The organism is Mammaliicoccus lentus, assembly GCF_947036595.1.
Lineage (GTDB): Bacteria > Bacillota > Bacilli > Staphylococcales > Staphylococcaceae > Mammaliicoccus > Mammaliicoccus lentus.
Genome location: NZ_OX344834.1, coordinates 668785 through 691317, shown reverse-complemented (window position 1 = coordinate 691317; position 22533 = coordinate 668785). Strand labels below are relative to the sequence as shown.

Here is a 22533-nt window from a genome sequence, read left to right as displayed (position 1 = left end):
TACTTCACCTCTTAACTATTTCTTATCCTTTTAATTTCAGGTATATGTTTTAAACTAAATAATAACATAGTTGTTAAAATAGCTTTAACGATATCTCCTGGCAAGAATGTAGCTGCGAAAATATATCTCTTAGAAATAGAGATATTCATGAATTCCCCCATGACAAATCCACCGATTAAATTCAATAATAGTACACCTATTACTATATTAATGATAAGTACGTAAACAAATGTTAACTTCTTCCATTTTATATCGATAAAGTAACCAATAAGAAATGTAATAAGCGGGTATCCTAATATGTAGCCTGCTGATGGACCGAAAAATACACCTAATCCGCCTCTTCCTCCAGTTAAAATAGGTAGTCCGACTGCCACTAATAATAAAAATATAACTACACTAAGCGTACCTCTTTTATACCCTAATAGACACCCAGCCAACATGATGCCTGTATTTTGAAAAGCTATTGGAACCGGCATAAAGGGTAACGGAATTGGTGGTATAAATGCTAGCATAGCTATAAATGCGGTAAACATTGCGATAATAACGATATCTTTTGTCTTCAAAATTTTCACTCCTATTAATAAGATAAGATATATTATATCACATTGTTAACCAAAATAAATATTAAGTTAACAATCAATCAAAAAGTGCTACAGCCCCATATAAAGCAGAATCATTACCTTTTGAAGTCGTTTCAATACGTGCATGCCCATAATCTTCTGGTAAATATTGATTTATATATGGTTCAATTAAATCAATCAGCTTCTCCTCTTGTTTAGAGATACCTCCACCAATAAGTATAATCTCAGGATCAAATACTATTTGAACTTGTGCAATTCCTTCTGCGACTTTTTTAGCCCAGTTCTTTAATATAGTCATTGCTTTTTCATCATCGCTATATGCCAACTCAAATAACTGTTCTACAGAAACAGGTTCTCTATATTGCTTATTAATTATTGATTTTAAAGCATTTGTTGAAGCACGGTCTTCATACGTTGTATTTGTCTCTTCATCATATAATAAATAACCAATTTCACATGCTTTATAATTCGCACCTTCTAATAATTTATCTTCGTAATAAGCGCCTCCTATTCCAGTACCAATTGTCATTAAAAATAATGATTGAGTATTACCATCATGCTCAGATAATTCCCCTAACAACGCACAAGATACATCATTGTGAATCTCAACATTATGAGTGATATATGCCAATGACTCTTTAAAGTTTGTTCCATTATATCCAGGTATTGTCGGGCCTGCATAAGTAATCACACCTTTTTCAGAGTCAACCACTCCTGCTGTTGAAATACCTACTTTGGGATTATTCAACTCGAAGTCATTCACATACATTTCTATAATACTTTTAACTTCATTAAGTATTTCGTTTTGAATATTTTCCGGTGTTTTGACTTTTTGATAACCATGAAGTTTTTGTGCTTCATCTATTACTCCAGATTTTATATAAGTTCCACCTATATCTATAGCTATTTTCATGTTAGCCCTCCTTAAGTGATAAATGCTTAGTCATTAATTCTTTTGCAGTTGTGATGTCTTTATTATGGATTGCTTCTACTATACGTTTATGTGTTTGAGATGTTTCTTTATAGTCAATTTCTTGCTGTTGATTTTCAATATGATAAAAGTATGATTGTACGACTGTACTCAACTGTTCAAATAGTGCATTACCAGTCGAATGTAAAATTGCTTGATGGAATTTACGATCATTCTCATAATGATTCTTTACATCCTCATTTACTATTTGAGACAATAATTCAATATCTTTATTATTTTTAATAATTTCTTCTATAGCTGCACATTCAAAAATAATTCTTAAAGATAATAAATCTTGTTTCGAGCCATTTGCAACTTGAAAACTAAATAAAAAACCTTCTACTAAGCTCGTTACATCAGGTGCTTTAATGACTGTACCTCTACCTTGAACCGTTTCTATAACACCTGTATGTTCTAAATAACTAAGTGCTTCTCGTACAACAGAACGGCTTACACCATACATTTCAGTAAGCGCTCTTTCTGTAGGTAATTTGTCGCCCATAGTTAAGCCATTTGATAAAATATATTGTTTAATTTCTTGTAAAACTTGTTCCTTTAAACTTTGTACTTCTATTTTATTTAAATTACTCATGATTTACGCTCCAAATCTTCTATCCATTCAAACACTCTTGAAAGATGGTTATTCATTATTTCATGCGCTAAAATTAAATTTAACGATTCTATAGCTTCTATAATCTTACCATGTTCGTAAAAAGATTTTTCTATATCTTCTTGAACTACGACTTTATTGAATTGATTCTTTGAAAAATATTCTTTAATAACTTTACTCATAGAAATAAGCGTTTGATTTTTAGTAAATAAAATGATGGTTTCGTGAAAAATCGAATCATATAGCGCCAATTGATCAGCTTGTTTTATAGAGTCATAATATTTCTTATTAATATCTTTCAACTTTTGAGAGTCTACGTTTAATTTTCCTTCGATAATTAAACGTATAGCACCTAATTCTATAATTTTACGTACTTCTAATAATTCTTTAATTTTAAATCCATGAACTTTCATGTGAGACTCAAAAAGCATAGATAGATGCTTATCTTTTTCAGTTATATACATACCACTTCCAGATTTAACTTCTATTAAACCACTTTGTTGTAACCTACTAACTGCTTCTCTTACTACTGTTCTACTAACACCTAATTTTTCAATGAGTAATTTTTCAGAAGGGAGTTTATCACCATTTTCAAATTGATGAATTGTTATATATTCTTTTAATTTTTCAACTGCTACGTCCACTAAGGATGTTCTTTTCATCATTGTATCTCCCCCCTTTTTAAAGTTTATTTTATCATACAAAAATCTAGTTTTATAAAAACAATTGACACTTAATGATGCAATCGCTTACAATATAATTATAAATTGGTCTGACAATATTATCAATTATAAAAATAAAAAAGGAGTTTTTAATGATGAAAGGCTTATATTCAGCGTTACTAGTACCATTTGATAAAGAAGGAAATATTTTAGAATCAGGTTTGAGACAAATTGTACGTCAAAATATCGACGTTCAAGGTATTGATGGTTTGTATATCAATGGTAGTTCTGGGGAAAATTTCTTAATAAACACAGAGCAAAAAAAGCGAGTATTCGAAATTGTTAAAGATGAAGCTGGAGATGAAATTAAATTAATCGCTCAAGTTGGTGCATTAGATTTAAATGAATCAATCGAATTAGGTAAATTTGCTACTTCTCTTGGCTATGATGCATTATCAGCAGTTACACCATTTTATTACCCATTTAGTTTTGAAGAAATTAAATATTACTATAATGCAATTATCGAAGCGACTGGAAATGACATGATTATTTATTCAATTCCTGCGCTTACTGGCGTGAATTTATCCATTCAACAGTTTGAAGAGCTTTTTGAAAATGAAAAAGTAATCGGTATTAAATATACTGCTGCTGACTTCTTCTTATTAGAAAGAATTAGAAAAGCATTCCCTGATAAATTAATTTTATCTGGTTTTGATGAAATGCTTATTCAAGCAGCTATATCTGGAGTAGATGGCGCAATTGGTTCTACTTACAACATTAATGGTCAGAGAGCAAGAAAAATTTTCGAATTAGCTAAACAAGGTAACATTCAAGAAGCTTATGATATTCAACATGAAACAAACGATATCATCGAACAAGTACTTGCTTTAGGAATATACCCTACATTAAAAGCAGTATTATCAGCTAAAGGAATTGAAGCTGGAGAAGTAAAAAGACCATTAGCACCTTTAGATAATGAGGTATTAGAAAAAGTTAAATCACTCGTTTCAAAATACAACTTATAATTTATTGATGAACAAAGGGGATGTCATACATGAATGAAGTAGGTTTTGGTACAGCAAACTGGGTCGCATTGATACTTTATCTATTGGGAACACTATTAGTCGGGGTATACTTTACTAAGAGAGCCGGACAAGATACAGAGGCGTTCTTTAAAGCAAAAGGTAGAGTACCGTCTTGGGCTGTAGGTTTTTCAATATATGCAACTACATTAAGTGCCATCACATATATGGGTACACCAGAGCGTGCGTTTAATACAGATTGGTCGTATGCTGCCGGGAATATCGCAATTATTGCAATCATACCGTTACTTATCTATTTCTATATACCTTTCTTTAGAAAATTAGATGTAACAACTGCTTATGAATATTTAGAAGAACGTTTTGGCGTTATTATAAGAGTTATTGGCTCATTGGCTTTCACATTATTCCATGTTGGACGTGTCGCAATCGTTATTTACTTACCAACATTAGCAATTACAGCCGTTTCTGATATTAATCCTTATTTAATCGCCGCATTGGTAGGTCTATTATGTATGATTTATACATTTATGGGCGGTATCGAAGGTGTTATTTGGAGCGATGTTATACAAGGTATTATTCTGATCGGCGGCGCAGTAGCAATTATCTTCTTAGGTGCGTTTCAAATTGATGGCAACTTTGCAACAGTAGCTCAAGAAGCAGTACAAGACAAGAAATTTATATCTATGGATAATTGGAAACTTGGGGGCGCAGCAGCTGCTATACCTATCATCTTTATTGGTTCCATATTTAATAACTTACACCAATATACGGCCAGTCAAGATATCGTTCAACGTTATCAAACAACAGGTTCTGTAGCTTCAACAAATCAGTCACTTTGGACTAACGGTTTACTAGCATTTATCACAATTCCGATTTTCTATGGAATGGGAACTGTATTATATTCTTTCTATAATAATACAGCAGCTTTACCAGAAGGATTTAACATATCCGCATTAGTACCTTATTTCATTTTGACACAAATTCCGCCGTTTGTTGGTGGTCTATTAATTGCAGCGATATTTGCAGCTGCTCAATCAACAATTTCATCTAGTTTAAACTCGATTTCAGCATGTGTCGTTGTCGATTTAAAACAAAGATTTTCTAAAAATAATGATTCTAAAAATGATGTACTTTTAGCTAGAATCATCATTATAATAGCAGGTGTATTCGGTACATTAGCTTCATTATATTTAATCAATCAAGAAACTAATGAAACATGGGATCTATTCCTATTAGTAACAGGACTATTTGGTGTACCAATTGCAGGGGTATTCGCTGTAGGTATCTTTACTAAAAAAGCAAACTCAATCGGTGTTATTATCGGTTTAATCGTTGCTGCAATTGCTTCGTACTTTATTGGTAAAACGGATATCACACCATTTACAGTATCAGTAATAGGGTTCTTTATTGCATTTATCGTAGGTTATCTTGCGAGCTTACCATTCTACAAACAAACTAAGAATATTAAAGGCTTAACAATATATACGATAAATGATCAATACGTAAAAGAAACTAAATAGTTCGATTATAATAAATTAAACTAAAGTACTAAAAAATATAAAACAGTGGAGTCCGGGACATTAATTTGTCTCGGGCTCCACTGTTTTAATATTATTTATAAGTTTAATTTTACGACTTAAAGTTGATTAATCAGCTTTTTTTAATAATTCTTTCTTTAAGAATTCACGTTGTACTTCTAATGAATACGGATCATTATACCAGAAAGTTTGAGCATCAATTTCTATTACTTTATCATTCTTAACAGCAGGTATAGATTTGTATGATTCAGTATTAATAAATTCTGGTTTTTCTTGTCCTTTTGTTAATGGTAAGAATAAATAATCTCCAGAATATTTTTCAATTTCTTCTTGTGAAATTTTCTTCCATCCATCTTTTTTAACGTCTTTCTCAACGCTTTCAGGCATTTTTAGACCAAATGCTTGGTAAAGTACTTCTGTACCTCTACCCCAGTTTTCACCGTAGCTGTATATATCTTTTTGGAAAGCTTCGATTACAGATACAGTTGTATCTTCACCGATTTTCTCTTTAATTTCTTTACCATCTTTAGCAGTTTGTTTCTTCCATTTTTCTACCCATTTTTTTGCTTCATCTTCTTTGTTTATAAGTTTACCTAATTCAACTTGCATATCTAAATAATTGTGTTTGTTGTAGTCATATGGAATAGTTGCTGCAATCTTTTTATATTTGTTTAAATTTTTATCTTGGTTATATGTAATGATTAAATCTGGTTTTAATTTTGCTACTTGTTCAACATTATCTTCGCTTACTTTTTCAATGCCTTTAATTTTATCTTTTAACACACTTGTTTGATCTGTTGATGCTGGAACTCCTACTGGTTTAACGCCTAAATGTAAAAATCCACCAACATAAGACGGAGCTAATACGACAATTCTTTTAGGATCTTTTGGTATATCAATTTTTTTACCATCATCCAATGTGTAACTCACTGTATCATTACTAGATTTTGTATCATTTTTACTTTTGTCTTCTTTATCTTCTGATTTGTTCCCGCATGCTGCTACAATCAAAGCTAAAGCCAAAACTAATGTTAATAACTTTTTCATAATACCCTCCTGTTGATAACGATTATCATTTGCAATAAAGCAATTATATATTGTTTTCCAAAATATATCAATAAGAATTTTTAAATAAATAAAAAAAACTACCTTACAAAAAGGTAGTTTAAAAATTTATTTATTTTTGGCAGGTAATGTTTTCACCAAAGTGAATAAGACTACTGTTTGGAAGAATAACATTATACATAACCCTATTCTGATATAAAAGTTATCAACCATCCATATAGAAAAACCAACCACAATATATACACTAATAAGTAATTCGAATTTCTTTTTCAATGTATATCCTCTATATTTTTGAAAATCTTCAACATATTCTTTATATACTTTAGTATTTATAAGCCATTTATGAAAACGTTCAGAGCTTTTTGCGAAACAAAAAACTGCTAATAAAATAAAAGGAGTAGTTGGTAGTAAAGGCAATACAGCGCCTAAAAACCCGAGCGCAGTTGCAAGTATCCCGATCGACATGTAAACATATTTCATTTAACTACCTCTCTTTAGAATGATTATGTACATTATAAGAACGCCTAAGTTAAAAAAGCAAGTAAAAGTTATTTGAATATTGTTGGTTTAAATTTCAAATGATACAATAAAATAATTATAAAAGATTAGAATTGAGGGATTTATATTGAAAAATGAACAGCTAAAAGGCACTTTACTTGTCTTATTTGGTGCTTCTTTCTGGGGTATAGGTGGAACAGTTACAGAAAAATTATTTACAGATTATCATTTACCTGTTTCATTGTTTGTAGCTGTTCGTTTAACACTGAGTGGTTTCTTCTTGTTATTAATAGCTAAACTTATTCAACGACAACCTTTAATGCATATATTTAAAGTAAAACATTCATTATTTCAGCTTATTATCTATGCTTTATTTGGTATGTTAGGCGTCCAATATACATTTATGGCAACGATAGACAAAGGTAACGTAGCTGTGGCAACATTATTACAATTTCTAGCTCCTGTAGTCATTCTTATTTATTTACTGCTAACTAGAAAAAGTAAATTTAGAATTGCAGATATTACGATTATTTTATGTTCATTATTTGGAACAAGTTTATTATTGACTAATGGTAATTTTTCTACCCTTTCTGTTCCAAGTAATGCAGTTGTTTGGGGATTATTAACTGCATGTGCAGCAGCTTTTTATACAGTTTATGCTACTAAATTATTCATTAATTGGCCTTCGCTAGTAGTTATCGGTTGGTCCATGTTTATTGGCGGTATAGCTTTATCTATCATTAATTTAGACTTTTCATTTCCTTGGCATTTACTCGATTTAAAAGGCGTTTTATATTTTATTTTTGTCATCACTTTTGGAACAATGTTTGCTTTTTGGATGTATCTAGAAAGTGTTAAATACATAAGTCCTCAAACTACAGCATTATTTGGTGTGATGGAACCTGTTACTGCAGTTATCTCTTCAGTTATTTGGTTAAAAGTTTCATTTGGATTATGGCAATTAATCGGTATGATTATCATTTTAACAGTAGTACTTTATATGTCGATTGGTATGAAACCTAGACGCAAAAAACGTAAAAAGTATAAAGTTAATAAAGCTTTATAAACATAAAATACCAATAACGCTCATCTCCTTAAATAGATTAAATGGAGTTGAGCGTTAAATTTTCTTCTCTTATTTTGTTCTTTCTTCTCGTGCTTGTTTAGCTAACTTTTTAATAGTAATATCATCCATTGGCGGATTATGAAGGCCAGCTCTAATATCTCTATAATATCTTTGCAATGGGCGTTCCATCTCTAAACTTTTGGCGCCAACAATTCTCATGGCGCTATCAATAATTTTAATTGCGTGATTAACGACAACATGCTTTGCTGCACCTATTTCTTCATTAATTCGTGCGTTTGTTATAGGTGGATTTTGATATTTATCGATTACACTATAAATATAATGGCGTGCTGTTGTAAGCTCTAATTCCATGTTTCCTATATTTTGCTCAACTGCTGGTATATCAGCAATAACACCTTCTATGCTACCTGGACTATACTCGTTTGCAAAATCAACAGCATAATCACGTGCAGCCTGTGCAATTCCTAAATAAACAGCTGGTATATGAAGGTTCCAAGGATTTGGTACGGCGCCACGTGGACCTTTAGATACTTCTACTAAATACTTTTTATCTATTTTCACATCGTCTAATACTAGATCATGGCTTTCTGTAGCACGCATACCTACCATGTTCCAATTTTCTGCAATTGTTAATCCTTCAGTTTCCCTAGGTATTAAGAAAAATCCTAGAGCTTCTTTTTCAGGGATAAAAGCTCCGACTAAAAAGTGAGTCAATCTTTGGCTCATTGTGGTAAAAGTTTTCACACCATTTATAATATACTCGTCACCTACTAATTTAGCATTTGTACTGGGTCTAGCACCACGAGTTGGACTTCCCGTATCTGCTTCACTAACCGCCCTATTAACGATTGCACCATTTAGAACTTCTTCAGCAAATTCATCCATGATTTCTTTATCCCATAAATTTTCTGAATATATTTGGCCAACGACACCCATATGCCATCCTATCGATAAAGCTGTTGCACCATCAATTTTGCTTAAAGTTTCTTGTAATATAATAACATCTTCAGGTGTCGCACCCTCTCCACCATACGATTTTGGCAATACTGTTTTTGTGTAACCTTCTTTAATCAACCAATTAATATTTTCATAAGGAAATTTTGAGTGTAAATCATTTTCTTCAGCATGTTTTTGTAAAGCCTCTTTATGATTTTCAATTTTATTAATCCATTTCTGTTGAAACTCTGTTTTAATAAATAAATCTCTGCTCATCGTTTTCACGCTCCTTAGTATCACTTTATCACTGTCATAATATGCTTTCAATACATATCCGACTGTATAGATAAGTTTTTAAGCATAAAAGAGAGTGGGATAGAAATCTCATTTTATTAAAAAGAATTCGTAGTCCCACCTTGTCAACTACTGTCATTATAATGAATAAGGCTGAGACATGTATTTATGCCCCAGCCCAAAAATTAAATTAGCACTAAATGAATAAATTGAGAACACTATTATTTCTCATTTTAATGATTTAATATGATTCACCTAGTTCATCAAAGTCTTGATCATTATATTTATCTTCATCTAATTGACCAGTTAGTTTAGCTGTCGCTGTTCCTGCTAGCATAGAATCATTAACGTTTAAAGCTGTTCTACCCATGTCAATTAATGGCTCTACTGAAATTAAAACCCCTGCTAATGCAATAGGTAAATTTAATGTAGATAATACGAGAATTGCCGCAAATGTTGCGCCTCCACCTACACCGGCTACACCAAATGAACTGATTACAACGACGCCAATTACTGACAATATGAACGGTAAGTCTATATCTACACCTGCACTTGGCGCAATCATAATTGCGAGCATCGCTGGATAAATACCTGCACAACCATTCTGTCCTATTGATAACCCGAATGAACCAGCAAAGTTTGCTACGCCTTCAGGTACACCTAAACGTTGAGTTTGCGTTTGCACGTTTAATGGTAATGTACCTGCACTTGATCTAGATGTAAATGCAAATAATAATGTTTCGCCTGTTTTTTTAACATAAGTAGAAGGATTTAAACCAACTACTGTTACTAGAATTAAGTGAATAATAAACATCGTTATTAAAGCAGCGTAAGAAGCTAATACAAATTTTCCTAACGTCCAAACCGCTTCAAAATTACTTGTCATAACTGTTTTTGTCATAATAGCTAAAATACCATATGGAGTTAATCTTAATACAAATGTCACGATACCCATTACTAAAGCGTAAATAGCATCGACACCTCTTTTAAGTAAGTTACCTTTTTCCGGTTCTTTTCTCATCACACGTAAAAAGCTAAATCCAACGAAACCAGCAAATATTACAACAGCTATTGTAGATGTTCCTCTAGCACCTGTGAAGTCTAAAAATGGATTAGCTGGTAATAGCTCTATAATTTGGCTTGGTAAATTGTTTGCTTCCATATCGTCCGATGTTTGTTGAATTTCTTGTCCTCGACTATTTTCAACATCACCCATGTCTATTTGTGATGCATCTAAATTAAATATCATTGCATATATAACGCCAACTAAAGCTGCAACTGCAACGGTACCTATTAAGAATGTAAATATCCATGCACCAACTTTAGCAAAATTTTGTCCTATAGCTATTTTCGTAAAAGCAGAAACGATTGAAATGAATATTAATGGCATTACAATCATTTGTAGTAGTTTAATGTAACCAGTACCGATTACATCTAGCCACGAAGCTGTATTTTCTGTCACTTTAGAATCTACGCCATAAATCAAATGTAATACTAAACCTAATAATATCCCGATACCTAAACCTATTAATACACGCTTAGAAAACTTCACGTGTTTTTTACTTAAGTAGGCTAATACCCCTATAAATATTAAGAAAACAACAATATTTATGATTACCCATAATGTTTCCATTTAGTTTTCCTCCTAATTCTTTTAATTCCGATATACTAAATAAGAATACACGTAAAAAAAAGTAAATGCAACAAGATAATTAGTATTTTAAAAATTCTGATTTTATATAAAAACTAAAATCAAAAAGTTCTAACTAATTTATATCCGTTGCATTTACAAAGCTTGATTTATTATGCGTTATTTAGCTCTTCTAAGCTATCTTCAAATTGCCAACCTTTTTCCTCAAGTACATTTCTATAGAAAGGATCTTTGCCAATTAATTTAATTTCATCTGCTAATGATTCTACTTCGTCTAAATGGTGCGTTGTTAAAATAATTAAGCATGATGACTTTAGACTATTTAATAAGTGATGTATGTCATATCTTGATTTTAAATCTATACCGACAGTCGGCTCATCTAAAATTAATATATTTGGATTACCTAACAACCCAATTAACAAATTGACTTTTCTTTTAGTTCCACCTGATAAAGAAGAAACTTTCGACTGTCTTTCAGTCAAATTTAATTTTTCACAGTAAGTTGTTATTTGTTCATCAGTAATTGACTTTTTATACAAAGCTTTAAAGAATTTAATGTTTTCATTAACAGTCATATGTTCAAACAAAGCAATGTCTTGAGGTATATAACCTATTTTATTTTTTATTTGTCGATTATTTAATTTTTTTCCAAAATAAAATATATCACCACTAGTAGGTTGTTCAAGGGAAGCAATCATTCTCAGCAAAGTAGATTTACCAGCACCATTTTCACCTAGTAAAACAGTTAATGTCTTATCGTTGAATTCTGTACTAAAATCGCTAAATATATGTTTATTTTTATAATTTTTATTGAGGTTTTTAATCTTAATCATCAATACACCACCTATATTTGTATAAATACATATACAATATTTATAGCTATTGCCCATAATAAAGCCATAAATATTTTATGACTTAATGTATTTATTTTGAATAATAATACCGAAAGTCCAAATTCATAGATTAGCAATATTAAAAACGTTATCAAGTAAAATTTGAAACTTAATGACCATGATAAACATAATCCTATTATGAAAATGATAAAAAATAATAATAAAGTATGTGTTAAAATATATGTCAAATATAGTTTCATTTTAGTGTTATTAAACATTAGTAATCTTTCTAGAGCTGCATTTTGCTTCAACCTTTGATGTAACACAATCTGGCTTGTACTGATAACTAATAATAATGCAATAATTAATCCTGCGCTTATAGAAACGTCGGAATTTTTATTTACAGCATGTTGTTCCATTTTAGAGTTTGGCGTATCTTTTTTATATTCTTTTTTGATTGTTTCTAGACTTACATTCTGTCCTGATTTGTCTAAATGTTTTTGAATAATGATTGGAATTTGTTGTTCATATAATGCTTTACTAGTTACTTCTAATGCAATCTCACCAATAAAATCATCTTTATAATATAAAGGTATTGCATCTCTTAAATTATTATTAGATAGCTTTTTGTTAAAACCTTCAGGTATTTGCATACTCACTATAGCTTGCTTTTTTTGAATAACATCTTCAATATAAGCTTCATCTTTTTGTAATTTAATTACTTCCAAATATTTAGTATGTTCCAAAGTATGAATTAAATTTTTAGATTCACTAGATTGATCCATATCTTGAATCGCTATAGGGACTTTAAATACTTTATTTGAAGAAGCTTCAACCATAAAAACTACACTTACAGTTAAAATAATAAAAAGTATTAAAATGATATATTGTACCCATTGTTTTAATACGACTAAATTGAATATAGGTTTCATTGGCGATACCTCCAAACTAAAGAAATAACCAATAAACACATAACTATTAATATATTCCAATAAAACATAGGGTGTACATTTAATATATAATTGTTAAGTATTAATTCTAATAATTGATTCATTACAATAGTAAAAGGCGACATATCTATAATATTATTAAACAGCCCTTTTAAATAAACAACAGGAATCGTTGCCCCAGAAAATATTAGTATAACGACAGTCAAAACAATTTTCCAAACATAATTAAATGCTTGTCTTGCTGTTATATCAATAAAAATAAATATAGCCGTCAATGCAAAAAGATAATATACAATATATATTAATAAAGTTGGCCAGTTATACATTTCAAAATCAGGATTCAAAAATTTTAGAATCAACCATAAACCAAAGCAACTCCATATAGCTGTATAAATTAAGCTGAATAACCCTCTCACAATAGTTAATTTTTCATAAGAGAAATGAAACATACTAAGTCTTTCCTTTAAGGCATTTTTTTGGTCCATTTTTAATATGCTGAATATAGAAAAGAAAAAGAAAAAAATGGATACAAAGTAAAATGCTACAATATAATAACTTGCTGTATCGTATACTTTTACTGGTTCTTCTTCGAAAGAACCATTTCTATTTAATCCTGTAAATAACATATCAGTCATCATAGTAAGCAATTCTTCATCAGAAGCATTTTCATATACATGTGTATATGATAGTGCTCCTCCCATCGATAACATTAATCTACTATATACAGAATCTGTTAATTGCATAATAACTATGCTTTCGATGGACTGTGTGTCATATGTATTAACAACAATTGGAAGTTCTCCATTTTTATAAAAAGCTTTTGTCATGCCTTCTTTAAATAAGAAATAACCATCTATTTTTTTACTTTTTAATAATTTTGCTGCTTGTTGTTCATTATAATGCTCAATATTAAGATTATCTCCAAGTGATTGTCCATCACCAACAGCATTTAATATTAACTTTGTTTCTTTAGATTGATCTTTATCTACGATACCAATTGTAAAGCTGTCGTCTTTTTGATTAAAATGTTGAATCCCTATCATTAAACCAAGCAATGCGATAAATAATAATAAAATATATACAAGCAAATACCACTTTTTAATTAAAAAAGAGTGGTATATGTTGAACAATTTTAAAGTCGACATATAACCACTCCTTCCATATTAATTAATATCGTTTGTTACATCTTTTACGATATCTTCAAATTTGTCTTGAACTTCGTCGCCAATATCATCTACTTCTGAAGATGATAAAGTATTAAAGTCTACTGCGCCGTCTTTTTTGAATTTAATATCTTTCTTCAATTCAGTTTTGCCATCAATCATTAATTTAATTGGCTCACCATTTTGTTCAAAACTTATATTAAATTTTTGTTTTTGCTCATTATTTTTAACATCAGTTGTTAAATTATTTTCATAATTTAAATCAAATTTGCTACCAGTTGAAGGTGTTAAAGTTACTGTACCTTTATCAGTACGTTTATCTCCATCAACTTTAGATTTATTATCTAATTGAACCATAGTATTGCTATATTCATTTTCTTTTACATTAAGTTTGTATTTATCACTAATGTTATCACCATCAGTAGATTTACCTTTTAATGTTATTACATCTTCGTTGTCAGGAACTGATAGTTTGTAATCAACTTGAACGCCATCGTCAATAACGTTTGCTCCTGTTAATTTAACTTGTTCGTCATCTTTATTAGTGATTGTTAAGTCACGCTTTAAGATTTCTTTTCCATCTACAAATATAATTGACTTCACTTTTGGATAATTAGACTCATCTTCGTCTTTTGCTTCTTTTAATAAATCATCAATCTCTTTATTATATTCTTTAACATTACCTTGTTTTTCAGCAATTTCTTTGATGTCTTTATCCTTTTTCGCTTGTTCTAATACTGAAACAGTGATTTTTTTAGTATCTTTAGAGCTTAAATTCATCGTAACTTTCTTTAGTTTCTTTTCGTCACCAAAAATTTTAACTTTTTCTTTATCTTTTTTAAAGTTATCGTCATCTAATTGATCTACGATAAGATCACTATATCGTTTAGATATTTTATCTATTTGGTCTTGTGAAACTTGAGAACTTGATAAAATTGTATTTAAGTTTAATGAATCATTTGTAACATTATTACTTTCACCTTGATCAAGTGATTCTCCAGTTGCTTTTTCAATACCTTTTTTAATTTCATCATTTTTCACTTTATAAATACTATCAAATAATGGTGTTTCTAAATACTGATTGTTTTTATCAGCACTCCACTGGAAATTACCAATTTTATTATCTGCAATTGTTGGTTCAATACCTAATTTAGAGTTTTTCTTTTTTGGATCATGTCCTACATTAAATATAAGATTAGTTGAATCTATAACTGATTTTGGTAGCCCAATTTGTGATAATAGACTATCCGGAACTTCAACTCCCAGTTTATAAGACATTTCATAAGACTCATCTTTCATTTTGTCTTGAAACTTAGATTCATTTTCAAATCTGTCATTAAAATAATCTTTCCATAAACTTGCTGACTTTTGCTCACTTAATAAATATGTATTCTTTGGGGTGTTAGTTAAAAAATAATAAGTCGCTGCCCCACCAATCCCTACAACAGCAACAAATGCAACTACTATTGCTATAATAAGCACTTTAATTTTAGTAGACATATTCTACACCTCTTTTGATTTGATAACATTATCATATCAAATGTTACAACTTTATAACATATTATTTTGAAATTAATTATATTTTTTTAAAAATACACATTTTTCCTGGTTTATTATAACTTTCAGCCATCTTATTTTTTTCTATTTTAATGATTTGAGCTTTAGAAGGCCAAAAAGCTGGTAATATTAGCTTATTATATTGCTTCCATAGAGGATCAATATAATAATAATAATGTTCATCAAATCCTATTAATAGTGTTACATGTATATTTGAAACTAACTTTTTATTATTTCTTCCTATTTTAAATGTTTTCCAAACAGGCGATTGACCTAATTTTGTATGATAAATTAAAACCGGATGTTTTTTTGCTAATATGTTCTCTAATTCATACAGTGTTGTACCTGTACCGTCTACCAAATCTGCATCAAACTTATTAAGGTAAGGTGCTAAAACATTAGGAAATATACTTTGGTGTCTTAAAAAGCTAATTAAAAATTGATTGCCTACATAACCTTTTTTAGGGTTATCAATATGTGTTGGCCAATCTTTCATTATAGTTATAGCATCAATTTTTTTATAATAATAATTCAGTAACATTGAACTTGCTACACCTTCACACCCCATAACCATCGGTATAGGAAACAACTGGCTTTTTGGCTTTACAGATAACAACACTTTCATAATTTCATAACTCCTTAAAATTTATTTAATAAAGATAAAAAGTGTCCCTAATAAGGCACACTTTCGATTTTTATAAAACTTCTCCTTCAATTTCCATTAGCAAATTTTTAATTTTTCGATGTTGTATTTTTGAGACTTCAATTGCTACAGTTCTTTCATCTTTATCGTTTCTCTTTTTAGAAATTAAACCTTTTTCTTTTAAATTTTGAACTGCTTTAGATATATAATAAGGCTTAAACTTTGAATTTTTTATAATATCTTTAACATTATAGCAATCCTTTTCACCTTTATATATATAAACTAATATATATAGTTCTTCAAATGTTAATACAAATTGGCTTTTTATTTTTGTTAAATGTTCTTTGGCTTTCTTGCTAACTGTAACTAATTCTACTACATTTCTAATTTGTACGGCTTCCATTGCTTACCACTCCCCAAGTTAAAATAGCTATTTGTTGAATTGGTCGATTAAGCATTTTATCTTTCTTATAGCATATTTTTCCTTTTCAACACAATGAATTTTTATTTATTTATTATTTTATAATAAGTTTTAAAAACATTCAACAAAATTTGTAAAAACAGGAAATTAACTTCCATTAAATCCTATAAATCTCTTTAATATCAATACTTTTATGGAATAGAAACTAAAATATTTACTATCGTCTTTATTTTAAAGTTCTTAATATTTTAATAATAATTACTTTTAAAATATAAAAATAGAAATTGTAGTTAAACCTGTTTTCAAACAAAAAAAGTAGTAAAAACTCTTAACGAATCAAGAATTTTTACTACTTTTAAATTGGGTGTGGGAAAGAAATCTCGTTTTATTAAAAAGATTTAGTAGTCCCAACCTGTTCATTATTATGATTAATAATTATTTTTTCTTACCTAGTGTATCGATAAAGCTTAATGCAGATAAACCTAATAATTGTAATGCATGCTTAGATCCTTTAAAACCGTGGCCCGCTTCATAGTGTTTATAAGCTGCTACTGATAATACTGATCCAATAATTAACGATCCTAATCTTGAGAATGTTTTGCTGAATGCACTTAAGAATAGAAATGCTGAACCTAATACTTCAAGTCCACCAGTTAATTTCATTGCGTTTCTAGAAAGACCAAATCCTTCTTCAAATTGTTGAGCCATACCGTCATCGTTTTTTACTTTCGGTTGACTAGCTTTAAATAACTCTTTACCTACATATACGTTTAATAAATATCTTAACATTACTAAATTTCCTCCTTATTTTTCATATAATCATCAACAATTGGCTTAACTTTTTCGCCTAATAGTTTAATAGATTTCATCACTTTTTCATGAGGCATAGAGCCTACTGGTAAATGAAGCATAAACCTTGTTATACCAAGATCTTCATGAAGCTTAATGATTTTGGCTGCAACTGTTTCTGGACTACCAACAAATAATGCGCCATGAACAATTTCTTGTTCAAATTTTTCGATTGAGTACATCGGCCATCCTCTTTCTATGCCTAATTGATTAATAACATAAGCACTAGAAGGATAGTATTCTTGTTTAGCTATTTCATCAGATTCTGCTACATAACCCCAAGAATGCGTAGCAATAGGTAACTTACTTACATCATGTCCTTTAGATTCAGCTATCGCTTTATACATCGCTACATTGCGTTTAAAACGACTTGGCGCACCACCTATAATAGCATAAGTAATAGGCAAGCCCAATTCCCCCGCTCTCATAGATGATTCTGGATTTCCTCCTGTTGCCAACCAAATAGGTAATTTCTCTTGTACAGCTCTTGGATAAACATCTAATCCATTAATTGATGGTCTTGTTGATCCTTGCCAATTAACAGTTTTATTCTCATTAATATTTAACAATAAATCTAGTTTCTCTTTATACAAAATATCATAATCTTTCAAATCATATCCAAACAAAGGAAATGACTCTATAAATGAACCTCTCCCAGCCATAATTTCAGCTCTACCATTGCTCAATGCATCTAGAGTTGCAAATCTTTGGTAAACTCTCACTGGATCATCTGAAGAAAGGACTGTCACGGCAGAAGATAATCTTATTCGATTTGTTTGAGGAGCTGCTGCTGCTAACACAGATACTGGATCAGATACTGCATAATCTTCTCGATGATGCTCACCTAAACCATATATATCCAAACCTACCTTATCAGCTAAAATAATTTCTTCTACAATTTGATTGATTCTTTCTGATGCTGTGAAAGGTTTATCAGTACCATCGACAGGAGATAACTCTGCAAAAGAGGAAAGACCTAATTCAAACTTCATATTCTCACCTCGATATACTATTTATACTAGATATAATTATAATACTATTTTAATAAATGTCAAGGTTCTTGTTAAATAAAGATTTAAATTTCTATACTTAAATACGCCCTTAAAAGTAAACATTAAAAATGAAAACTTTTAAGGGCGTATTTAGAGATTGTTTATTCATTCAATTTACAATATTCTAGTAAAGCTTCTTTTAAAGGTTTTGTTAATTCCAAATTCCTTATATCATCAATTGTCATAGGATCTAAATAAATACATTTAATAGGGATATTATTTTCAAAAGCTACTACTGCCTCCCCATCAACACTTCCTTCAAACATCACTTCTACGGTAGAAAAATAGAGACCTAATACATAAATGAGAGCATCTCGATATCTTTCTCGATTTTTAATATATTCTGCTACTTGATCGTCTTGTATATAATAAGCATCTACAAGTGTCATGCCTTCTATATGTTTAGGTATGGATGTAACATGCGTTTCTGTCGAGACATTCTTTCTTTTTTTAAGAAATTTAAACATATTGTTATCTTCCTTTAACTTTATATTCTAATTTGATTTACTACGTTGATATTCTTGATATTCAAAAAATACTTGGAATAACATAATAAGCATAGCAGGATGATAATCATTCGTTTGAATATCAATTTGATGATTCGAAGCAATTTTAAACCTTTCAGACTTTGTTTCCATCAAAACTTGGTTTCGCTGATTTGTTACTCTTACTGATCTAGAGATAAATCCAGATTCAAATACTAATTCATCATTGTTTATACCTTTAAATATCATTTTAGGTTTCCAACCTATTTTAGTTTCAACAACACCTATTTTTTTATCGTTCTTAAAAACTTCCCATACTGTTTTAAAAGGCGTTTTAAGTTTACCTTCTAAACTTTTCTCTTGGAGTACAGAATAATTTCCACCTTGAAATTCAATGATAAAATTATGTTTTTTTCTTCCTAAAATCGCAAAAGTTTCTTGATGCGTTGATGTATAATATAAACTCAATTTATAAACTGGTTCTTCATACTGATTGAAAACGTCGATGGGCTTTGTAGAAGATCCGAAGAAGTTTTCTTTAAAATGAAATCGATTCATACATTATCTCCTTCAATAAGTATTTATTGATTTCATTTTATCATAGCCTTATCCCTTCCTCTATAATCGAATGTATTTAATATAAATAACTTATTAATTATTTTATTTACTTCCTCTTCAGCACTCTTCTTTATTGAAACAAGTACCATTCTTTCATCTTGTTCATTTCTATATTTCATAACATAGTTTAGTTTGACTAATGCTTTAACAGCTTTATTAATCTTCACCATATCCCAATTAAATTTAAGTTTTATTGCTTTCAATGTGCATACTTCATTTTGATATTGTTGAATAAGTATCAATAACATTAATTGATCCATACTTAAATGATATCCCTCTACAATATCTTTTTTTATTGAAACTAATTGGTCATTTATATAAAGCGTAACTTCTATTATCTGATTTGTATTGATAGTGTCATATCTTTCAATTAATAATGTTTTTAAATCTTTTGTTACTTGATGAATTAAAGTTTCAATTTTTATTCTGTGACGAGTTTCTACCATTATAAGTATTTTTCTCTCATCGTCTTTTGCACGTTGCTTTTCATAATAATCTAAATCTTCTAAGTATGAAATGACATGCGTTAACATTGTCTGATTTATATTTAGCAATGCTTTAAGTTCTCCTGTAGTAAAAGATGATTGTTCTTTACGATTATACATATATTTTAATATTTTCAAGTGATACATATTAATTTCAAATTCTTTTTTTAAGTACTTCTTTACTTGGCTATTTACATAATTCATTCTTAATAAATCATTAATTTGCTTATTCATTTATAAAAACCACCTTAATTAATTAAATTTATTTTATTTTTATATAGATATGTTTAATAAAACTTGGTGATGAATAATATTGAACAATTAGATTATTTGGTTCTTTCACAATACTTACTTCTCTCAATTCTAAATCCATGTTCGTTAACAATTCATTATTACCTAGCTTAGTGTTTTCGCTTATGATGATATTATTTGGCCTACATACAAAACTATTTATTTCTATATTTTTCATTTTTATTCTTTGATGCATCATTTTAAAACTATGTGTATTTGGAAACACGAGTAATTGATATTCATAAAAATAATTCGTTAATAATATATGCTCATTAAAATAAACAATTCCTCCTCTTAATCTTTTCAGTGTTAACATCAATTCAAACAGTTGTCTTTGGCTTTCAATGTTTGATTGTTTTTCTTTAATCATAAAATGGCTGCTTTGAGAAGGGATCATACTATCTATCCATATATCATTTATAAGCATCGTTACTTTTTCATTATGAAATACACTCCATTTAAATATTGAAACAAGTGATGTAATTCTATTAGGAAATTTAGGTTGGTATAAAATGTTGAACGAAGGGATATCTTTAAATTTTTCGCTTATTTCTTTGTTAATATCAGTTTCATTTTTTATTTTATATGATATAAGAAAATGCGAGTCCAATTTGTGAGACATTCGATGAGCTAAATAATCATTGCGAGTGTTTAAAATGAGTATCATGGTTGCATCTACTAAATATTTAGAAATTGTCTCAGTTATAATATTGAATTGCTGATAAGAAGTATCAATATAAAACTTAAACGATTGCATTCCGTAATAATATGTACATTCAGTCAAATAAATTAATAACCTTTCAAAATAAATTAAAAAGTTATTTAAACTAGAATGCTTATTCAATTGAATTTCAAATGAAATATCAAATTGGTTTTCTAAGCAAAATGAAAATATTTGATCAATGATTTTGTTATCTTCAAAACCTAGTTCGTAAAATTCACAAAGTAATGCATGTGAGAACAATAAACAATATTTACCGTATTCTCTACGCATGCATAATAACTTAGATTGGTGATACTGGTTTGTTAAAGTTTCCTTATGAGTAACATAAACAAGTAAATCAGGTGATAATACATTTGATGATTGAACATCTCTCATATCAATTTCTATATTATCCTCTACAATTAAACTCATTTCTGATTCTCTAATGAATTCCCGTAATATTGAAAAATCATCCATTAAAGATGTCTTATCATTACGAAACGAAAAATATTCATCTTGATACATTTGTTTTCTAAATTTCCCCGGTGTAATATCGTATCGCTCTCTAAAATTTTTTATAAAGCTACTTTCATTACTATATCCATTATCTATAGCAATTTGAGATAAAGTGTGAGCAGTGTACATTAATTCATAACTACTATAAATCAATCTTACGTCTTTTAATAAATCGGTAAATTTCCTACCTGTATGTTGCCTTAATTTATTTGAAAGTTTCCTTTTTGAATATAGGCTGGTCCTGGCTACCTCTGCTATTGTTATTTTATTTTTATTATTCTTATAAACATAATCTATAGTATTCGCTATATCAGAATATACTTTATCTCGGCCATAATTTAAGTAATTATCGTCAATAACTCTTGAATCGAAGAGTAATTTTGCTACATCATTAATACTTCCAAATATACTTTCTAAAACATTCCTATTCTCCCTACCTTCCCTATTTAAATAATTAGAAATGAGTTTAATCATGCGCGCCTTTAATAAAGCATTATCTATTTTATTTGGATTTAGAAAATAACGCTTATTAAAATGATATATTTCATCTAATTCTATCCTCGAGAGTGTAAGACAGGCGATGATTGTATCTTTATTGGTGATGACACCAAAAAGTTCAAGATCATTTATGATAATGACATCGCCACTTTTATATTCATTTTTAGAATGATTAATAGAAATACTTGCTTTTCCTTCTATTATATATAGGACAATAATTCCTAAATTAAATTCATATTGTATATTCAACGGATGATAAATTTTCAAATTACAATCATGTAGCATAACTAACACCTCTATTTAACTTGCAAAACCTTATTAATAAGTAAAGTAATTATAATTCAAAAATTATTGATAAAAATACTTTATTTCTGACTTTTTATTATGAAATTTTGTACTTATTTAATTTCGTTAAAATCAATATTTTTTAGTAAGGTAGTATGAATCAGTTGATATAAATTTATAAAGTCAAATATTTATTTATGTCTTAAATATTACAATCGTGTAACAATAAAAATTATTTTAAAAGAAAAT

General features: G+C 29.3%; 23 protein-coding genes. 3 read left to right on the top strand and 20 right to left on the bottom strand.

All coding sequences use genetic code 11. The annotated features are described in order from the left end of the window. Positions 1-11: 11 nt before the first annotated feature. The 4 genes from ACNMOQ_RS03205 to ACNMOQ_RS03190 all read right to left on the bottom strand — a co-directional run bounded on the left by ACNMOQ_RS03205 (position 12) and on the right by ACNMOQ_RS03190 (position 2826). The gene (locus ACNMOQ_RS03205) at positions 12-563 is read right to left on the bottom strand and encodes a biotin transporter BioY (RefSeq protein ID WP_064204596.1); all 552 of its coding nucleotides are present in this window, start codon (positions 561-563) and stop codon (positions 12-14) included. A 73-nt stretch (positions 564-636) separates the two neighbouring features. Further along, positions 637-1494 carry an ROK family protein gene (locus ACNMOQ_RS03200; RefSeq protein ID WP_416350242.1) on the bottom strand — a complete coding sequence of 286 codons (858 nt, stop codon included), beginning with the start codon at positions 1492-1494 and terminating at the stop codon, positions 637-639. Between the two features lies 1 nt (position 1495). After that, a complete protein-coding gene (locus tag ACNMOQ_RS03195) occupies positions 1496-2143 on the bottom strand; it encodes a FadR/GntR family transcriptional regulator (RefSeq protein WP_017000349.1) in 648 nt (215 codons plus the stop codon). Beyond that, positions 2140-2826, bottom strand: a complete 687-nt coding sequence (locus ACNMOQ_RS03190; protein WP_103268744.1) for a FadR/GntR family transcriptional regulator — start codon at positions 2824-2826, stop codon at positions 2140-2142. The genes ACNMOQ_RS03195 and ACNMOQ_RS03190 overlap by 4 nt, the downstream gene beginning before the upstream one ends. Positions 2827-2978: 152 nt before the next feature. On the opposite strand from ACNMOQ_RS03190, the gene ACNMOQ_RS03185 reads away from it, so the two are divergent. Further along, the gene (locus tag ACNMOQ_RS03185; protein ID WP_416350241.1) at positions 2979-3848 is read left to right on the top strand and encodes an N-acetylneuraminate lyase; all 870 of its coding nucleotides are present in this window, start codon (positions 2979-2981) and stop codon (positions 3846-3848) included. A gap of 29 nt (positions 3849-3877) precedes the next feature. After that, a complete protein-coding gene (locus tag ACNMOQ_RS03180; protein WP_416350240.1) occupies positions 3878-5386 on the top strand; it encodes a sodium:solute symporter family protein in 1509 nt (502 codons plus the stop codon). 126 nt (positions 5387-5512) lie between these two features. On the opposite strand, the gene ACNMOQ_RS03175 is transcribed toward ACNMOQ_RS03180, so the two are convergent. After that, positions 5513-6451: an ABC transporter substrate-binding protein gene (locus tag ACNMOQ_RS03175; protein WP_416350239.1), complete on the bottom strand. Its 939-nt coding sequence runs from the start codon at positions 6449-6451 to the stop codon at positions 5513-5515. 126 nt (positions 6452-6577) lie between these two features. Continuing rightward, positions 6578-6949 carry a YbaN family protein gene (locus ACNMOQ_RS03170; RefSeq protein ID WP_017000934.1) on the bottom strand — a complete coding sequence of 124 codons (372 nt, stop codon included), beginning with the start codon at positions 6947-6949 and terminating at the stop codon, positions 6578-6580. Between the two features lie 145 nt (positions 6950-7094). On the opposite strand from ACNMOQ_RS03170, the gene ACNMOQ_RS03165 reads away from it, so the two are divergent. Further along, positions 7095-8033: an EamA family transporter gene (locus ACNMOQ_RS03165; RefSeq protein ID WP_082892494.1), complete on the top strand. Its 939-nt coding sequence runs from the start codon at positions 7095-7097 to the stop codon at positions 8031-8033. Between the two features lie 69 nt (positions 8034-8102). On the opposite strand, the gene ACNMOQ_RS03160 is transcribed toward ACNMOQ_RS03165, so the two are convergent. From ACNMOQ_RS03160 to ACNMOQ_RS03095, 14 genes are all read right to left on the bottom strand, one after another. Beyond that, positions 8103-9266, bottom strand: a complete 1164-nt coding sequence (locus ACNMOQ_RS03160; RefSeq protein ID WP_416350238.1) for an acyl-CoA dehydrogenase family protein — start codon at positions 9264-9266, stop codon at positions 8103-8105. Positions 9267-9525: 259 nt separating this feature from the next. Then, positions 9526-10917: an L-cystine transporter gene (locus tag ACNMOQ_RS03155; protein ID WP_064204602.1), complete on the bottom strand. Its 1392-nt coding sequence runs from the start codon at positions 10915-10917 to the stop codon at positions 9526-9528. Between the two features lie 170 nt (positions 10918-11087). Beyond that, on the bottom strand, positions 11088-11768 hold the full coding sequence (locus ACNMOQ_RS03150) for an ABC transporter ATP-binding protein (protein WP_017000931.1): 681 nt from the start codon (positions 11766-11768) through the stop codon (positions 11088-11090). Between the two features lie 11 nt (positions 11769-11779). Continuing rightward, positions 11780-12700, bottom strand: a complete 921-nt coding sequence (locus tag ACNMOQ_RS03145) for an ABC transporter permease (RefSeq protein ID WP_103268987.1) — start codon at positions 12698-12700, stop codon at positions 11780-11782. After that, positions 12697-13863, bottom strand: coding sequence for an ABC transporter permease (locus ACNMOQ_RS03140; RefSeq protein ID WP_017000929.1), 1167 nt, complete (start codon positions 13861-13863; stop codon positions 12697-12699). The genes ACNMOQ_RS03145 and ACNMOQ_RS03140 overlap by 4 nt, the downstream gene beginning before the upstream one ends. An 18-nt stretch (positions 13864-13881) precedes the next feature. Continuing rightward, a complete protein-coding gene (locus tag ACNMOQ_RS03135) occupies positions 13882-15381 on the bottom strand; it encodes a DUF6583 family protein (protein ID WP_017000928.1) in 1500 nt (499 codons plus the stop codon). 76 nt (positions 15382-15457) lie between these two features. Further along, positions 15458-16063, bottom strand: a complete 606-nt coding sequence (locus ACNMOQ_RS03130) for a C39 family peptidase (protein ID WP_103268990.1) — start codon at positions 16061-16063, stop codon at positions 15458-15460. Between the two features lie 70 nt (positions 16064-16133). After that, a complete protein-coding gene (locus ACNMOQ_RS03125) occupies positions 16134-16484 on the bottom strand; it encodes a transcriptional regulator, SarA/Rot family (protein ID WP_017000925.1) in 351 nt (116 codons plus the stop codon). A gap of 453 nt (positions 16485-16937) precedes the next feature. Next, positions 16938-17291 carry a hypothetical protein gene (locus ACNMOQ_RS03120; RefSeq protein ID WP_017000924.1) on the bottom strand — a complete coding sequence of 118 codons (354 nt, stop codon included), beginning with the start codon at positions 17289-17291 and terminating at the stop codon, positions 16938-16940. Positions 17292-17293: 2 nt separating this feature from the next. Further along, positions 17294-18343, bottom strand: coding sequence for an LLM class flavin-dependent oxidoreductase (locus ACNMOQ_RS03115; RefSeq protein WP_218707167.1), 1050 nt, complete (start codon positions 18341-18343; stop codon positions 17294-17296). Positions 18344-18504: 161 nt separating this feature from the next. Next, entirely contained in the window at positions 18505-18870 is a 366-nt protein-coding gene (locus ACNMOQ_RS03110; protein WP_239703988.1) for a hypothetical protein, read from the bottom strand. A 27-nt stretch (positions 18871-18897) separates the two neighbouring features. After that, positions 18898-19446 (bottom strand): tubby C-terminal domain-like protein, encoded by a 549-nt coding sequence (locus ACNMOQ_RS03105; protein WP_103268992.1) that lies wholly within the window; start codon positions 19444-19446, stop codon positions 18898-18900. Between the two features lie 32 nt (positions 19447-19478). Continuing rightward, positions 19479-20225: a transcriptional regulator, SarA/Rot family gene (locus ACNMOQ_RS03100; RefSeq protein ID WP_416350237.1), complete on the bottom strand. Its 747-nt coding sequence runs from the start codon at positions 20223-20225 to the stop codon at positions 19479-19481. Between the two features lie 28 nt (positions 20226-20253). Then, entirely contained in the window at positions 20254-22284 is a 2031-nt protein-coding gene (locus ACNMOQ_RS03095) for a helix-turn-helix transcriptional regulator (RefSeq protein ID WP_416350236.1), read from the bottom strand. Positions 22285-22533: the final 249 nt, after the last annotated feature.